At 40.1% G+C, this 13,028-nt stretch carries 16 protein-coding genes and 4 pseudogenes; 6 read left to right on the forward strand and 14 right to left on the reverse strand.

Features of this window, described 5'->3' with window-relative positions; translation table 11 throughout:
* Nucleotides 1-111 precede the first annotated feature (111 nt).
* The 3 genes and pseudogenes from KUH03_RS23130 to KUH03_RS23140 form a co-directional block, all read left to right on the forward strand.
* Nucleotides 112-485 (forward strand): annotated as a pseudogene (locus KUH03_RS23130) (DUF3127 domain-containing protein).
* 371 nt (nucleotides 486-856) lie between these two features.
* Nucleotides 857-1,027 (forward strand): copper resistance protein NlpE, encoded by a 171-nt coding sequence (locus KUH03_RS23135; protein ID WP_257087027.1) that lies wholly within the window; start codon nucleotides 857-859, stop codon nucleotides 1,025-1,027.
* A pseudogene (locus KUH03_RS23140) lies at nucleotides 1,004-1,239 on the forward strand (copper resistance protein NlpE N-terminal domain-containing protein); the annotation flags it as partial. The gene KUH03_RS23135 and the pseudogene KUH03_RS23140, both read left to right, overlap by 24 nt.
* Before the next feature lie 18 nt (nucleotides 1,240-1,257).
* On the opposite strand, the pseudogene KUH03_RS23145 reads toward KUH03_RS23140, so the two are convergent.
* From KUH03_RS23145 to KUH03_RS23170, 6 genes and pseudogenes are all read right to left on the reverse strand, one after another.
* Nucleotides 1,258-1,647: pseudogene (locus KUH03_RS23145) on the reverse strand (acyltransferase family protein); the annotation flags it as partial.
* A 64-nt stretch (nucleotides 1,648-1,711) separates the two neighbouring features.
* Entirely contained in the window at nucleotides 1,712-2,209 is a 498-nt protein-coding gene (locus tag KUH03_RS23150) for an acyltransferase (protein ID WP_257087029.1), read from the reverse strand.
* A gap of 69 nt (nucleotides 2,210-2,278) precedes the next feature.
* Nucleotides 2,279-3,430 carry an MFS transporter gene (locus tag KUH03_RS23155; protein ID WP_257087030.1) on the reverse strand — a complete coding sequence of 384 codons (1,152 nt, stop codon included), beginning with the start codon at nucleotides 3,428-3,430 and terminating at the stop codon, nucleotides 2,279-2,281.
* 216 nt (nucleotides 3,431-3,646) lie between these two features.
* Nucleotides 3,647-4,075, reverse strand: a complete 429-nt coding sequence (locus KUH03_RS23160) for a fumarate hydratase (protein ID WP_257087031.1) — start codon at nucleotides 4,073-4,075, stop codon at nucleotides 3,647-3,649.
* Between the two features lie 105 nt (nucleotides 4,076-4,180).
* The gene (gene fumC, locus KUH03_RS23165; RefSeq protein WP_257087032.1) at nucleotides 4,181-5,578 is read right to left on the reverse strand and encodes a class II fumarate hydratase; all 1,398 of its coding nucleotides are present in this window, start codon (nucleotides 5,576-5,578) and stop codon (nucleotides 4,181-4,183) included.
* A gap of 293 nt (nucleotides 5,579-5,871) precedes the next feature.
* Nucleotides 5,872-6,440: pseudogene (locus tag KUH03_RS23170) on the reverse strand (hypothetical protein).
* Between the two features lie 255 nt (nucleotides 6,441-6,695).
* On the opposite strand from KUH03_RS23170, the gene KUH03_RS23175 reads away from it, so the two are divergent.
* From KUH03_RS23175 to KUH03_RS23185, 3 genes are read left to right on the forward strand one after another with little or no spacing between them, the layout of a single operon-like run.
* Nucleotides 6,696-7,190 carry a S41 family peptidase gene (locus KUH03_RS23175; protein ID WP_257087033.1) on the forward strand — a complete coding sequence of 165 codons (495 nt, stop codon included), beginning with the start codon at nucleotides 6,696-6,698 and terminating at the stop codon, nucleotides 7,188-7,190.
* Nucleotides 7,163-7,933, forward strand: coding sequence for a S41 family peptidase (locus tag KUH03_RS23180; protein WP_257087034.1), 771 nt, complete (start codon nucleotides 7,163-7,165; stop codon nucleotides 7,931-7,933). The genes KUH03_RS23175 and KUH03_RS23180 overlap by 28 nt, the downstream gene beginning before the upstream one ends.
* Nucleotides 7,921-8,304, forward strand: coding sequence for a hypothetical protein (locus tag KUH03_RS23185; RefSeq protein WP_257087035.1), 384 nt, complete (start codon nucleotides 7,921-7,923; stop codon nucleotides 8,302-8,304). The genes KUH03_RS23180 and KUH03_RS23185 overlap by 13 nt, the downstream gene beginning before the upstream one ends.
* Nucleotides 8,305-8,399: 95 nt before the next feature.
* On the opposite strand, the gene KUH03_RS23190 is transcribed toward KUH03_RS23185, so the two are convergent.
* From KUH03_RS23190 to mutL, 8 genes are all read right to left on the reverse strand, one after another.
* Nucleotides 8,400-9,002 carry an endonuclease/exonuclease/phosphatase family protein gene (locus KUH03_RS23190; protein ID WP_306429790.1) on the reverse strand — a complete coding sequence of 201 codons (603 nt, stop codon included), beginning with the start codon at nucleotides 9,000-9,002 and terminating at the stop codon, nucleotides 8,400-8,402.
* Nucleotides 9,003-9,397: 395 nt separating this feature from the next.
* Nucleotides 9,398-9,580 (reverse strand): DUF6576 domain-containing protein, encoded by a 183-nt coding sequence (locus tag KUH03_RS23195; RefSeq protein WP_257087036.1) that lies wholly within the window; start codon nucleotides 9,578-9,580, stop codon nucleotides 9,398-9,400.
* Entirely contained in the window at nucleotides 9,577-9,837 is a 261-nt protein-coding gene (locus KUH03_RS23200; protein WP_257087037.1) for a hypothetical protein, read from the reverse strand. The genes KUH03_RS23195 and KUH03_RS23200 overlap by 4 nt, the downstream gene beginning before the upstream one ends.
* A complete protein-coding gene (locus tag KUH03_RS49015; protein ID WP_373564473.1) occupies nucleotides 9,791-10,273 on the reverse strand; it encodes a rhomboid family intramembrane serine protease in 483 nt (160 codons plus the stop codon). Before KUH03_RS49015 ends, KUH03_RS23200 begins: the two co-directional genes overlap by 47 nt.
* Nucleotides 10,274-10,282: 9 nt before the next feature.
* The gene (locus KUH03_RS23205; RefSeq protein ID WP_257087038.1) at nucleotides 10,283-10,594 is read right to left on the reverse strand and encodes a rhomboid family intramembrane serine protease; all 312 of its coding nucleotides are present in this window, start codon (nucleotides 10,592-10,594) and stop codon (nucleotides 10,283-10,285) included.
* Nucleotides 10,582-10,959, reverse strand: a complete 378-nt coding sequence (locus KUH03_RS23210) for a rhomboid family intramembrane serine protease (RefSeq protein WP_257087039.1) — start codon at nucleotides 10,957-10,959, stop codon at nucleotides 10,582-10,584. Before KUH03_RS23210 ends, KUH03_RS23205 begins: the two co-directional genes overlap by 13 nt.
* A gap of 13 nt (nucleotides 10,960-10,972) precedes the next feature.
* Nucleotides 10,973-11,590, reverse strand: coding sequence for a hypothetical protein (locus KUH03_RS23215; RefSeq protein ID WP_257087040.1), 618 nt, complete (start codon nucleotides 11,588-11,590; stop codon nucleotides 10,973-10,975).
* Complete coding sequence (mutL, locus tag KUH03_RS23220; RefSeq protein ID WP_257097259.1) at nucleotides 11,550-12,851, reverse strand: DNA mismatch repair endonuclease MutL; 1,302 nt, start codon at nucleotides 12,849-12,851, stop codon at nucleotides 11,550-11,552. The genes KUH03_RS23215 and mutL overlap by 41 nt, the downstream gene beginning before the upstream one ends.
* Nucleotides 12,852-13,028 lie beyond the last annotated feature (177 nt).

A 13,028-nucleotide genomic window follows, 5' to 3' on the forward strand; every position in this document is an offset into this window, starting at 1 on the left:
ATGATAACTTTATTGGGGTGTTGAAAACTTCCATCATATTTTGTACAAAGTTAATTAAACTCTTCCTCAAAAATTGCTTAATTTTACGCTTTAATATTTATTTTTTTGATTATGGAAATTAGAGGAAAAGTACACGAGATAGGAGCGACACAACAAGTGACAGAATCATTCAAAAACGTGATATGATTGTAGCTTATGCCGAAAACCCACAATTTGTTGAATATATCCGTTTTGAATCAACACAAGACAGAACTTCAATTTTTGATAACCTAGCTATTGGCGAAGAGGTAGAGGTATCTTTTAATCTTCGTGGTCGTCCTTGGACAAATAAAGATGGCGTAACGACATATTTCAATTCATTGGTTGCATGGCGTGTAACAAAACTAGGAAATGCTGCTCCAGCACCATCTACTCCAGGTTATGCGGATATGCCTGCTCCTGTAGATTTGTCTGGTTCATCAGATGATGATGATTTACCATTCTAGTCTGAAATAAGACATTCAAATCCTGTCAGCATTGCCGATACATGCATTGTATGTATCGTATTTTGCCGTACAGTATATCATATAGATTGGACTGCCCAGTTTGGACAGTCCTTTTTATTTTGTAAACATTCCACCTCGGTTTCTAAGCCTTATTCGAAACTCAGCTGCTTCGCTGTACGCTTTTGTTACCACTCGTTATTTTATGGCATGCAATTTTTTGAATCACATAAATTATTTTCTTGGCGCCGAAATTGCTTGATATGGGGTATATTTAAATCAAAACAGCACATTATGAAATCATCAGTATTATTTATTTGCCTGGCAGCACTTTCTTTAAGTGCATGTAATCAAACAAAAAGGAAAATCAACAAGTGGTAGCAGCAGATTCGTCCGATCATACAACGATGACAGCAGATACCGTCCATACATCTCAAAATTCGTTGGACTGGCCCGGTAAATATGAAGCAACCATTCCCTGTGCGGATTGTGAAGGTATCAAAACAAATATTACCTTAAAAATGACAATACTTTCTCGATTGTAAGTGAATATATCAATAAGAACACCAAAGTTGAAGATTCAGGTAAAGTCATGTGGCATGACAATGGTTCTGTTGTGCACCTGACGGGCAAAGAAACCAATATGAAATTAAAGGTCGGTGAAAATAGACTGATCGGACTGGATCAGGAAGGTAAAGAGATCGGTGGACCTAATGCGGATCGCTATATTTACAATAAGGTCGAAGGCGAAAAATAATAGCTGGATCAAATCGAATTAACCACTCACATATTTCCCAAACGGGATCTTTCGCAGGCAATACGTCAGCAAAGCACTGGCGAGTAAAGTGAGAATCGCTGCTGCCGGTATTTTCCACAGCGTCGCTAATGGTAGCAGTGGATGAATATAGTTCAAAAACAAGATATGGCTTAAATAGATGCCAAAACTATGGATGTCGATGAATTCCCAGAATGCACTCAACCGTTCTGGGAGTTTTAGACATTGAATAAATACAAACAATAAGCCAGCACTTAATGCAATATTGGGTGAAAGATAATTATACAATGTAGGGTCAAATTCGCCTTTTTCCACACTGAGATAATAAGTTCCCCAACCTGTAATCAGACAACAACCTATAAAGAAGGGGAGGCTAGACCATCTTAACTGGGGAGTGGATGATTGTAGAGATAGTAACCCAAGACGAGATAACCCATGTAGCCTGTAAAGAAAGTTAGGTCAAAATTTGGAAGGTATGCATTAAACCATTTGTTGCTGAAAAACAGTGAAGCAAACCATAGGCATAAGAAAATCTCAATTTCTCTTTTGAACAGTTCCGGATCATTTTTCGCAAAAAGGGTATCGCTAGATAGAGTCCGATAAGCATGTAGAGGTACCATAGGTGTGCGTTGCTTCCTGACTTTAAGCGAATTAACACAATGTTAATAACTTGTGGAAAACCAACATACTCAAAATCAATATAACGGATAAAATAATAGATCAGGTATACAATGGTCCAAAAAACAAATGGCGGAATAATTTTAAACAGCCGTTTTTTGTAGAATGTGCCTGTATCTTCATCCCTTTGCAAAAGCAATGCACCGGAGATGATGACAAAAAGAGGGACTGCAAAGCGCGAAAAGCTGTTGATCCAATTGGCATAATCCCAATCAAAAGAATCAAAGTCGTTACTATTTAAATAGCCCGAAGAAGAGTGGATTAGAATAATCAAAAGATTGCTATGATACGCAATACACTGATATAACTACTTCGGGCCATTAGAATCGTTTTTTTTTATGTGTTAACGTTTATTGTCATAGACCTTGAGATACAACAAGGTCAACAAAGCGCCGATACTTGCCATACCTACACCTACCAGGGAGGGGGTATTGTATGCTAATCCCATGGTGATGGGAATGCCACCTAGAAATGCACCAAGAGTATTGCCAAGATTAAATGCTGCCTGTCCGCCTGCTGCGGCTAATGTTGCGGAATCTTTCGAAGCCCGAATTAACATCAGTTGTGTTGGTGAACCGATGGTGAAGGATACCAAACCTGTAATAAAGGCCAAAGGATAGGCTGTCCAGCCCAGAGGCGAAACAAAATAGACCATGACCAAACAGAGTGCCATAGCCGAAAAACTCGCGATAGCTGCTTTAGTGGGTGAAATGCTGTCTGCCAATTTCCCGCCGATCAGATTTCCGAAAAACATACCAACACCTATCAAGATCATAATCAGTGGTACCCGGTCAGCTGGAACGCCAGAAACTTTAGTTGCCAAGGGAGCAATATAACTGATCCAGGCAAATAATCCACCTGTGCCGATAGCAATAATCGCCATTAATAACCAAGCAATCTTTTTGTTGAAAAAACTAAGCTGATTGAATATATTATTTCCTTTAGAAGCCTCAATTTTCGGCATCCAGGCATATATTGCGGCAAAGGTAACTAGTCCCAGTATACTGATAATGCCGTAAGTCAGACGCCAGGAATAATGATGACCGAGATAGGTTCCTAACGGAACTCCGGCAAGGTTGGCTATAGTCATGCCCGTAAACATGATCGAGATGGCCTGAGCCTCTTTTCCTTTCGGAGCAAGCTTAGCTGCAACAACAGATCCTACGCCAAAGAATGCTCCGTGTGGAAGTCCAGCCATAAAACGCGAAAGACTGATCAGAAACTGTCCCGGTGCAATACTGAATAAACCGTTGAAAATAAAAAATAGTAACATCAAAAAGAGCAAAACCTTCTTTGGAGGATATTTACCCGTGAATAAGACTAATGTAGGAGCACCTACAACTACACCGAGCGCATACAGGGCAATAAGGTGAGCCGCAGTAGGGATTTCGATATGCAGATCCTTCGCAATATCAGGTAGAATACCCATCATCGTAAATTCAGTCATCCCGATGGCAAGTCCCCCAAAAGCTAAGGCAATAATTCCTTTGTTCATATGGATGGTTGGAAGTTGATAGTCAAAAGTAAAAATAAAAAACGGGTTATTACATGTTGATTTATCTATCGATGTAATAATCCCTTGCAGCGAGCCAATCGATCAAGATCAGGTTGAAGTAGACCACCAAAGGCTTGCATAGAGAACAAAGATTAAGGAGCAAGGATTAAAGACAGTGCTCGTAAGCCGCTGGCTTGAACAAGTAAAGTCTAAATACTAATATCTCTTTTTAGGTACGCAGGTAATATCTTTGGTCTTTCTAAGGACAATAGGGCGTTGATCAAACCGACTTTCCAGTACGACGGAGTCCGCAGAATGATAGACAACCTTAAAACGTGGGATATATTGCCCCGAAAGATAACAACCTGAGATCTTCTGCTTGCCATTTTCTTTGGTGTATATTCCGTCTACGATAACGGAATCACCACGTAGCACATAAATACCTTTGGCATGTTCTGTCCAGGAACCGTTTTTATAACAACTATCAGGGATAGTCTGTACTTTGTTGTTCACATGCATTGTCGCATAAACCGAATCACAGGTAAACTTAAATTCAGTCAAGGTATACTGCATCATCTGCTGCTGTCCCGGAATACTGTCCTGTACCCACTCGCCCTGTAAAAACGAAGCTCCTTCACCCTGCATATCTGAATTAAATTTGCAGGCGGTAAAAAAAGAAAAACATACCTATGGCAAGAGCCAGTAGGTATGTTTTTGATGATATATTTTTATTGAAATTATTGCCACAGCTTATTTTAAACTTCCAACCATTTCCTCAGGTTTTACCCAAGCATCAAAATCTTCCGGAGTCACATAACCCAAACGTACTGCTTCTTCTTTAAGTGTAGTACCGTTTTTATGTGCCGTTTGAGCAATTTCAGCAGCTTTGTAATAACCAATTTTCGTGTTTAGCGCAGTGACCAACATCAATGAGTTGTCAACCAATTCTTTGATGCGTTTGTAGTTAGGCTCGATACCGGCAGCACAGTGCTCTTCAAAAGAAATACAAGCGTCGCCCAATAAACGTGCAGACTGCAAGAAGTTCGCTGCCATCAATGGTTTGAATACATTCAACTCATAATGTCCTTGCGTACCACCAATGGTGATCGCAACATCGTTCCCCATAACTTGGGCAGCGACCATTGTTAACGCTTCACATTGTGTAGGATTCACTTTACCTGGCATAATAGATGATCCCGGTTCATTTTCTGGAATAAGGATTTCACCGATACCTGAACGAGGACCAGAAGCCAACATACGGATGTCGTTGGCAATTTTATTCAATGCTACAGCCAATTGTTTCAAAGCGCCATGCGTCTCTACGATGGCATCGTGTGCTGCCAAAGCTTCAAATTTGTTCTCCGCAGTAACAAAAGGAAGACCTGTAAATTCAGCGATGTATTTTGCAACAACAACATCATAACCAGTAGGTGTATTTAAACCAGTTCCTACAGCCGTACCGCCTAATGCTACCTCAGATAGATGTGAAAGTGTATTTCTTAGTGCTTTTAGGCCATGGTTTAATTGTGCCACATAGCCAGAAATCTCTTGACCTAATGTCAAAGGTGTCGCATCCATTAAGTGTGTACGACCGATTTTAACAACATTCTTGAACTCTTCAGCTTTTTTAGCCAACGTATCACGTAGTTTTTCAACACCGGGGATAGTTACTTCGGCAACAGCTTTATAAGCCGCAATATGCATTCCGGTAGGGAACGTATCATTTGATGACTGTGATTTGTTTACATCATCATTCGCTTTTAATACAGGTTCTCCTTCACCAATCTTATGTCCAGCCAATACTTGGGCACGGTTTGCCACAACTTCATTCACATTCATGTTGGATTGTGTTCCCGAACCAGTTTGCCAGATCACCAATGGAAACTGATCATCAAGTTTACCTGCTAGGATCTCATCACATACAGCTGCAATAGCATCACGTTTTTCAATAGGTAAAACACCCAATTCGTGGTTTGCATAGGCTGCTGCTTTTTTCAAGTAAGCAAAACCTGCAACGATCTCATGTGGCATAGAAGCTGCCGGTCCGATTTTGAAGTTGTTGCGTGAACGTTCTGTTTGTGCACCCCAGTATTTATCTGCAGGTACTTGAACTTCACCCATCGTATCTTTTTCAATTCTGAATGACATATTGTTTTGTATAAATAAAACGTAAAAATTATCTGTATTCGTGCAAAGCACTAAACACATCGATCACAAAGTTAACGGATAATATAGTAAAAAGTAAAAATTAAAAGGTAAAAATCAAAAATTGAAACAATTAGTAAGCCATCGACTTGTAGAACCAAGATTTTGCTTCTCACGCTGAGAAATAAAAATTAAAAGCTAATCATCAAAAGCTGGAAACAGTTAGTAAGCCATAAGCTTGTATAACCAAAATCTATATACCCATTACTCAATACTCAATACTCATTACTCAATACTCACAAACCAAGACGCTTGGTCAGGAATTCATTCACATGATGAAATACCTGCTTTGGTTTTAAGGCACGCCAAGATAGTTCATTGAGTGCACCGCCAAAATTGATGTAATAATCAATATTTTGTTGTTGAAACTCTTCGATTACATGGTCACGGAAGCCTACGCCCGCAATCCAGCCATCGTCGATATCCTGAAACCATTCCTCATAATAGGAGTCATCTGAAGCATGGAAATTCAATACATTCTCCCCAATGAGGATGAAATATTTTATACCCTGACTGATCATGACATCGATAAGTTCTCTTTTCAGTAACATGATATCATTGTATATGGCATCGTTCCATTCGCCGATCAACTCGATAATACAGTATTGTTTTTCATAATCGACAAATAATACCTTTAGATACAGCGTGAGCGAACGAATTCATCCCATTGTGGATGCAGCAAAAAGTTATAGATCTGCTTGTCGAAATCGAATTCGCTGTAGACCGTACCATAAAATGGTGATTGTTCGTCTTCGGCAGCGATATAATAGTCGCGCCAATTGTAATAAGGTTCGATTTCGTGCATATATTAAATTCCTTTCCAAGTTCAAACTAAGATAAATTTGCGCTTATTTGCAAGTTTCATTGCTGCTATTTCGTGTTTTCTGTCAAAGTAAGTGTGCGGAACTTCTAGACGTAAACAGTCAGCGACAATTTTTTGTTTTTAATGTAAAATTATACGGCTGTTTACAGATTAAACCGAATAAACTTGTTACTTTTGAGACGTAATTTCATGAGCGCACAGGCTCGGTTTATCTTTTATAAACACTGGGTTTTTCCAATGCAAAAGAGTATTAAGCGAAATATTTTTGTAGCCGCTACATATGCTGCAGTATTGCTTCTTGGCTTGCTGTTGGGACAGAATTATGCCGAAGAACAGGGGAGCAATCAGAAAACAACCTTTTCAAGTCTAGGCTCCAATGGAAATTCGGACAAATTGCAATACCTGGTCCAGCTGATCTCTGAAAATTACGTTGACAATATTAGTGTCGACACTGTGCAAGATGAAGCCATTGAACACGTTGTTTCTCGCCTTGATCCTTTCTCCACATTTTTACGACCTAATCAGGTGCTCGCCAAGCAGGAAACGCTGGAAGGTTCCTTCGATGGAATAGGGGTAGAATATTTTCGTTTGAAGGATACACTGCTTGTTGTAGGAATGGTATCCGCTGGTCCAGCGGAGAAAAGTGGTATGCGGATCGGTGATCGTATTCTAAAATCGGAAACAAAGATCTTGCGGGGAAAAAGGTGCCCGAGGCAGAAATTGAAAAATTGATCCGTGGAAAGAAAGGAACAGCGGTACTTATTTCGATCCAACGGAATGGACAAACGCTCGTTAATCCGTTGAAAGTCATTCGTGACCAGGTAAACGTAACCAGCTTGGATGCCTCCTATATGATCGCTCCCAAGACGGCTTACATCAAGATACGCCGCTTTGGACATAAGACTGCGGATGAATTTAAACAGTCACTGATTGATCTCCGGAAAAGTGGTGCACAGGATCTTATCTTGGATCTACGTAATAATGGTGGTGGATTTGTGCATACTGCGATAGATCTGGCGGGACAGTTTTTTAAAGAAAAGAGACTGTTGATGTATACCGAAGGAGCTAATGAACAACGTCAAGATTATTATTCGGAGAAAACGGGCGAGTTTGGGGATGGTCGTGTGGTCATATTGATCAACGAAAGTACGGCATCAGCGAGTGAGATTCTGAGTGGTGCTTTACAGGATTTAGATCGGGCCACTGTCGTAGGAAGACGCTCGTATGGAAAGGGTTTAGTTCAGGAACAGTTTGACTTCTCGGATGGATCCGCCGTAAATTTGACTGTCGCGCGTTATTATACGCCATTAGGAAGGTGTATTCAACGCAAATATAGCCGGGCAAATTTTGATGCCGCAAAATATATGACGGGTTTTGATCTTTGGACGCTCGATACTGAATTTCGTCAAAGGAAATGTTCACAACAAGCAAGGGCAAACTGGTTTTTGGTGGCGGCGGAATTTTGCCGGATGTGAATATCCCAATTGACACTAATGAAACAAGTGCGAAGTATCGGGAGATCTACCATTCCAATTCAATCGAGGAATTTGTGTATGACCGGTTCACCAAACATCTACCAGCATATTCCATTGAAAACTTTATCAGTGGTTATCATTTACCCGCGGCAGAGTTTGATCTTTTTATTTCATTTCTGAATACGCAAAAGCGGATTCCGGTGAACGCAAATGAAGCAAAAAATCTGCATGATCTGATTCAGTCAGATATTGAAGCCTTGGTCGGAAGATACTATTTTGGCCGTGAAGCTTATTACAAAATAAAAAATAGAAGGGATAAATTTATCGAAATAGGTCTCAAATCTTTAGGCTATCAGATGCCTAAGGTTTAAGCCGTAGATCTGACCACACTGGATAGTGGTCGGATAGCTTTTGTTTGACAACCTGATAATTCATAACCTGAAATTTTGGACTGGCAAAGATATAGTCAATCTGAAAAATTGGCAAAAGTGCGTGGTGGGTCACCCCATCCATTTCCTTTTTCCTTAAAGGCATTATACATGCCATCTCCAATGAGATTCACCGAATAACTCATGGGCGTATCGTTAAAATCACCAACGGCAATATAAGGGTACTGACAGTCATTCATATGTTTTTTCAGCGAATGCGCCTGTTCACTGCGGAGTTCAAATGCATTTTTTAGCTTTCTGCTCAACCGGCGAGTAGCCGTATTGTCGGTTTCAGTCTTGTTAGACAGATTTTGAATAAACTCCTTGTCTTCATTCTGTAGCGCGAAGGATCGCAGGTGGATATTATAGATGCGTACCAAGGTGTCCTGCTTTTTGATGTCCACATAACATATTCTGTTGATGCCATAGTCGTTGTCACGAATAGTGCCCGAATCGTAGATGGGAAAACGAGATAAAACAGCCATGCCATAGGCTTCGTAGTCATTTTTGGAACTCGGTTCAAAGAAGAAATAATCGTAACCCAATTTATCCTTAAACTCTTCGGAGAAAACATGTTTCCCTTTGATTTTACTGATATATTCCTGAAAGCAAATGACATCAGGTGAGATGCTATCAATGATACGGACAACGTCGGCTTTAAAGTTCTTTTTTCTTCATTAACCTTTTTGAACAAATGGGCATTGAAAGTCATGATACGTAATGTACGTGTTTCAGATGGCACAGGCGGGTTTTCTTTGCGGATATTCCAATGTTTGGTTAAAAAGGGCCAACCCAATAAGATTGCTGCCAGAGAGTAGAGGGCAACCTTTCGTTTACGCAGTAACCAGTAGCAGATAAAACCAATATTGACGATCAGAATAGGGAGATAGCCCAGTCCCATAAATGCAATGGGCCAAAAGATTTCGGATTGATGAAGGTTGCAGCGTAACTCATGAGCAATGCAATGATCGCAAGCATATTTGCCAGGAACATTGTTTTGCTTATAAATCCCAGTTTTCTTCTTAAAAATGTCCTTCTATCCATCAACCTTGTCGCCACTATTGCTTGCCCTAAAGAGCGTTTCTTTTTCATGGTGTGTCAGACTTTCATAACCAGATACTGAAATCTTGTCTAGGATAGTATCAATTTCATCCTGGTTAGGTAAGTCATAACGATGTTTCCGATTTGTCGGTATATGATTGCCCACAACAACTTTCATTTTTGCGGGCTTTTTTGTTTTTTCTGAAAAAGTGTTGACCAGTCCATGCCAGATCTTAGAGCATAGGTAAAAGCCATCCCAAAGAGAACGACGGCAAAATAAGAGACTGCAGCAGGTCTGTTGCCAATAGCGAAAAATAGAAATTCCAATGCAAAATAGACGATGGCTACTATTTTTAATTTAACAGTACCAAAAAGTAATAGTCGCAATTCATAGTTTGGAATTAAAGTGACAATTGCTGCGAGTATCGCTGCCAATGGATGAGCTCCCCATTAAATGCAGATCTGTAGGCGGAGGAATAAGTGTGCCAAAACCCACATAGAGCGTGCTACTTAGGAGCCATGAGGCAATGTAGACAAAGAAAAACTGCCTCTTGTTTAGGAATGTGAAGAATATCTGGCCTACCCAATACAGCCATAGGCTGTCAAAAATTAAATTTAAAAGCTGAACATAGACAAAATTGGACGAAATCAGAGACCAAGGTTGTGCTAAGAAAACCGAAAAATTGCTTGGTAAGCTCAAATGCTTAACGATAGGCTGTAGGAAACTTTGAGAGATGAATTTCAGCTCAAAGAGCAGGTCCAAAAAATAAATGAGAACAAATAAACATACCTGAATACTGATCACAACCGGAATCGGCGAACCTGTTTTATATGTTTGTCTCCAAAAATCTTTTAAACCAATGCTATTCATGACGCGCTATTAATAAATTCCCTTTCTAATCCTCCAAAATTTGAGCAGCAAGTAACCAAACAGTGCGCCACCAACGTGCGCTAGATGGGCTACAGAATCTCCGGGCCTAGATAAGCTCATATAGATCTCGATCAAAATAAAGCCTCCGATCATATATTTGGCTTTGACTGGTACAGGAATAAACAAAAATTGAAGCGGTATGTTTGGAAAAAGGTAAGCAAAAGCAAGCAATACACCGTATACAGCGCCAGAAGCACCCAGCATACGTGAAGTATAGATCTCTTGTACCAAACCTGGGTTAGCTGTGTTTAGCGTAGACATGTCCAAACTTTGGTGCAACGGGAAGAAGCTTCCGGTTGCATTATATATTTCAAAACCCTGAACCCCATTTGCAATAGCCATGCACCGATACCCGAAATCAGGTAGAAATTCAAAAAACGTTTTGGACCAAGTACTTGCTCGATCATGGGGCCAAAGATGACCAAAGAAAACATATTGAAGAAGATATGACCGAGGTCAGCATGCATAAACATATGCGTGATTACCTGCCATATTTTAAAATATGGGGAATCCGGGTAGAAAACCGGAAGATAATTATAGGCAATGGGCACAAATTGTGATCCTAAAAAGAATACAATATTTACGATCAGTAAATTCTTGATAACGGGTGTCAATTGTTGAAACATATAGTTCTATCTTCTAGTTTTTACCAAATTTTTCTGCTAATTCCTGCAATGTAAATGTTACGATAACAGGGTTGCCATAGATGGAGATATTCGGTGATTGACAGGCAAAAAGCTTGTCGACCAATTCTGCCATAGCAGTGTTGTCAAGCTGTGTGCCTGGTTTGATCGCAGCATTACGAGCAAGGCTTTTTGCGAGATTCTCGCGTTTAGCTAGCTTGTATTCGGATTGATTATTTTTATAATCTTCCAATATTTTTTCAATCATTTTGATCTCATCAAAGCCTGTTCCCAAGTCTGCTGGAATTCCGTCAATAATATAGGAATTTTTTCCAAATTCACGAATCTGAAAACCTAGACCGTTGATGTCATCCAATAAGTCTTTCATCAACTCATTATCAGCAGGGTTGAGATCTATGGTCTGCGGGAATAAGCTTTGTTGACTTAAACCTTTATGCTGATCGAGCTGTTCCAGAAACTGTTCAAATAAAATACGTTCGTGGGCAGCTTGTTGGTCAATAAGGATAAAACCAGAATGGATCTGTGAAACAATATACTTGTTGTGCAGCTGAAAAAATAATTTAGATGAAGTTTTATCTTCCACTTGGATGGCCTGTGGACGATCCGTCTCCAATTCTGAACCTGTATGCAAAGGAAGCTGTACAGACTCCTCCTTTTCGACGATTTCGTACAATGAATCCCAATTGCTTGGTATTCCCCTGTTTTTTTGCAAAGCCTTCCGCGTAACTATCCGATCTGGAATAGGATGATTTGGACTTGTCTGTGTCAAAGGGGTTGAAGTCTGGATTGAAGGTGACTGTCGGCGCAATAATCTCATCCAATGATTTCTTTGTGATCAGATTGGTGAAGCTTGTCTCCTGTTCAAAATCCAAAGAAGGCATGATATTATAGCGTCCCAATGACCTTTTCACCGCTGAACGGATGATAGCATAAATTGCCTTGTCATCCTCATATTTGATTTCGGTCTTTGTTGGGTGTACATTGATATCAATACGAGCAGGATCTATGTCGATAAATAGAACATAAAACGGAAAAGTTTCCGCTTGCATAATATCCTCGTACGCATTCATAACCGCATGGTGCAGATAAGGGTCACGGACAAATCGTCTGTTGACAAAGAAAAACTGTTCGCCACGTGTTTTCTTTGCAAATTCAGGCTTTCCGACAAAACCTTCCACTTTAATAATGGATGTATCCTCTTCCACAGGGACCAGTCGTTGGTTGTAGTTGTTCCCGAAGATATGGACAATCCGTTGTTTCAATGTTTCAGCAGGGAGATGGTATATTTCATTTCCATCACTATGCAGGGAAAGGAAAATCTGTGGATTGGATAAGGCAATACGCTGAAATTCGTCAATGATATGGCGCATTTCAACAGAATTGCTCTTTAAGAAATTCCTGCGAGCAGGGATATTGTAAAAAAGGTTTTTGACTAAAATATTTGTTCCAGCAGCAACAGCTTCTGGATATTGATTGACAACTTTTGATCCTTCTATTTCGACCACAGTACCAAGTTCATCTTCGATACGGCGTGTTTTTAGTTCTACTTGTGCTATCGCAGCGATGGACGCCATCGCTTCTCCACGGAAACCCATGGTGCGAATAGCAAATAAATCTTCAGCTTTCCGGATCTTTGACGTCGCATGACGTTCAAAGCAAAGGCGAGCATCTGTTACGCTCATGCCACAGCCATTGTCAATGACTTGGATCAACGATTTGCCCGCGTCTTTAACAATAAGTTTTATTTTGTCAGCTCCAGCATCAATGGCATTCTCAATCAATTCTTTAATGGCAGACGCTGGTCGCTGCACCACTTCTCCCGCCGCAATCTGATTAGCAACATTATCTGGAAGTAATTGAATAATATCCGACATATAATACAAAGTTACGAAATATCCATATTTAGAAAGCACAAACACAAATGAAAATCAACTGGATATTCCAGATGGCTTCTAAAACCGTCTATGACGATATACATGCTTTTAAACATAATGTGATGAACAAACAAATAGTAAGTATAAGCCGATGTTTCCAACCGGAACTGTCAAACA

Source organism: Sphingobacterium sp. E70 (assembly GCF_019285695.1).
GTDB lineage: Bacteria > Bacteroidota > Bacteroidia > Sphingobacteriales > Sphingobacteriaceae > Sphingobacterium > Sphingobacterium detergens.

Excerpts from the sequence above, each read along its gene's own strand:
- KUH03_RS23195 (WP_257087036.1), bottom strand. The coding sequence starts at position 9,580 with ATGAAAGTTGTTGTGGGCAATCATATACCGACAAATCGGAAACATCGT.
- KUH03_RS23175 (WP_257087033.1), top strand. The coding sequence starts at position 6,696 with ATGCAAAAGAGTATTAAGCGAAATATTTTTGTAGCCGCTACATATGCT.
- KUH03_RS23160 (WP_257087031.1), bottom strand. The coding sequence starts at position 4,075 with ATGCAGGGTGAAGGAGCTTCGTTTTTACAGGGCGAGTGGGTACAGGAC.
- fumC (WP_257087032.1), bottom strand. The coding sequence starts at position 5,578 with ATGTCATTCAGAATTGAAAAAGATACGATGGGTGAAGTTCAAGTACCT.
- KUH03_RS23205 (WP_257087038.1), bottom strand. The coding sequence starts at position 10,594 with ATGTCTACGCTAAACACAGCTAACCCAGGTTTGGTACAAGAGATCTAT.
- mutL (WP_257097259.1), bottom strand. The coding sequence starts at position 12,851 with ATGTCGGATATTATTCAATTACTTCCAGATAATGTTGCTAATCAGATT.
- KUH03_RS23210 (WP_257087039.1), bottom strand. The coding sequence starts at position 10,959 with ATGTTTCAACAATTGACACCCGTTATCAAGAATTTACTGATCGTAAAT.
- KUH03_RS49015 (WP_373564473.1), bottom strand. The coding sequence starts at position 10,273 with ATGAATAGCATTGGTTTAAAAGATTTTTGGAGACAAACATATAAAACA.
- KUH03_RS23155 (WP_257087030.1), bottom strand. The coding sequence starts at position 3,430 with ATGAACAAAGGAATTATTGCCTTAGCTTTTGGGGGACTTGCCATCGGG.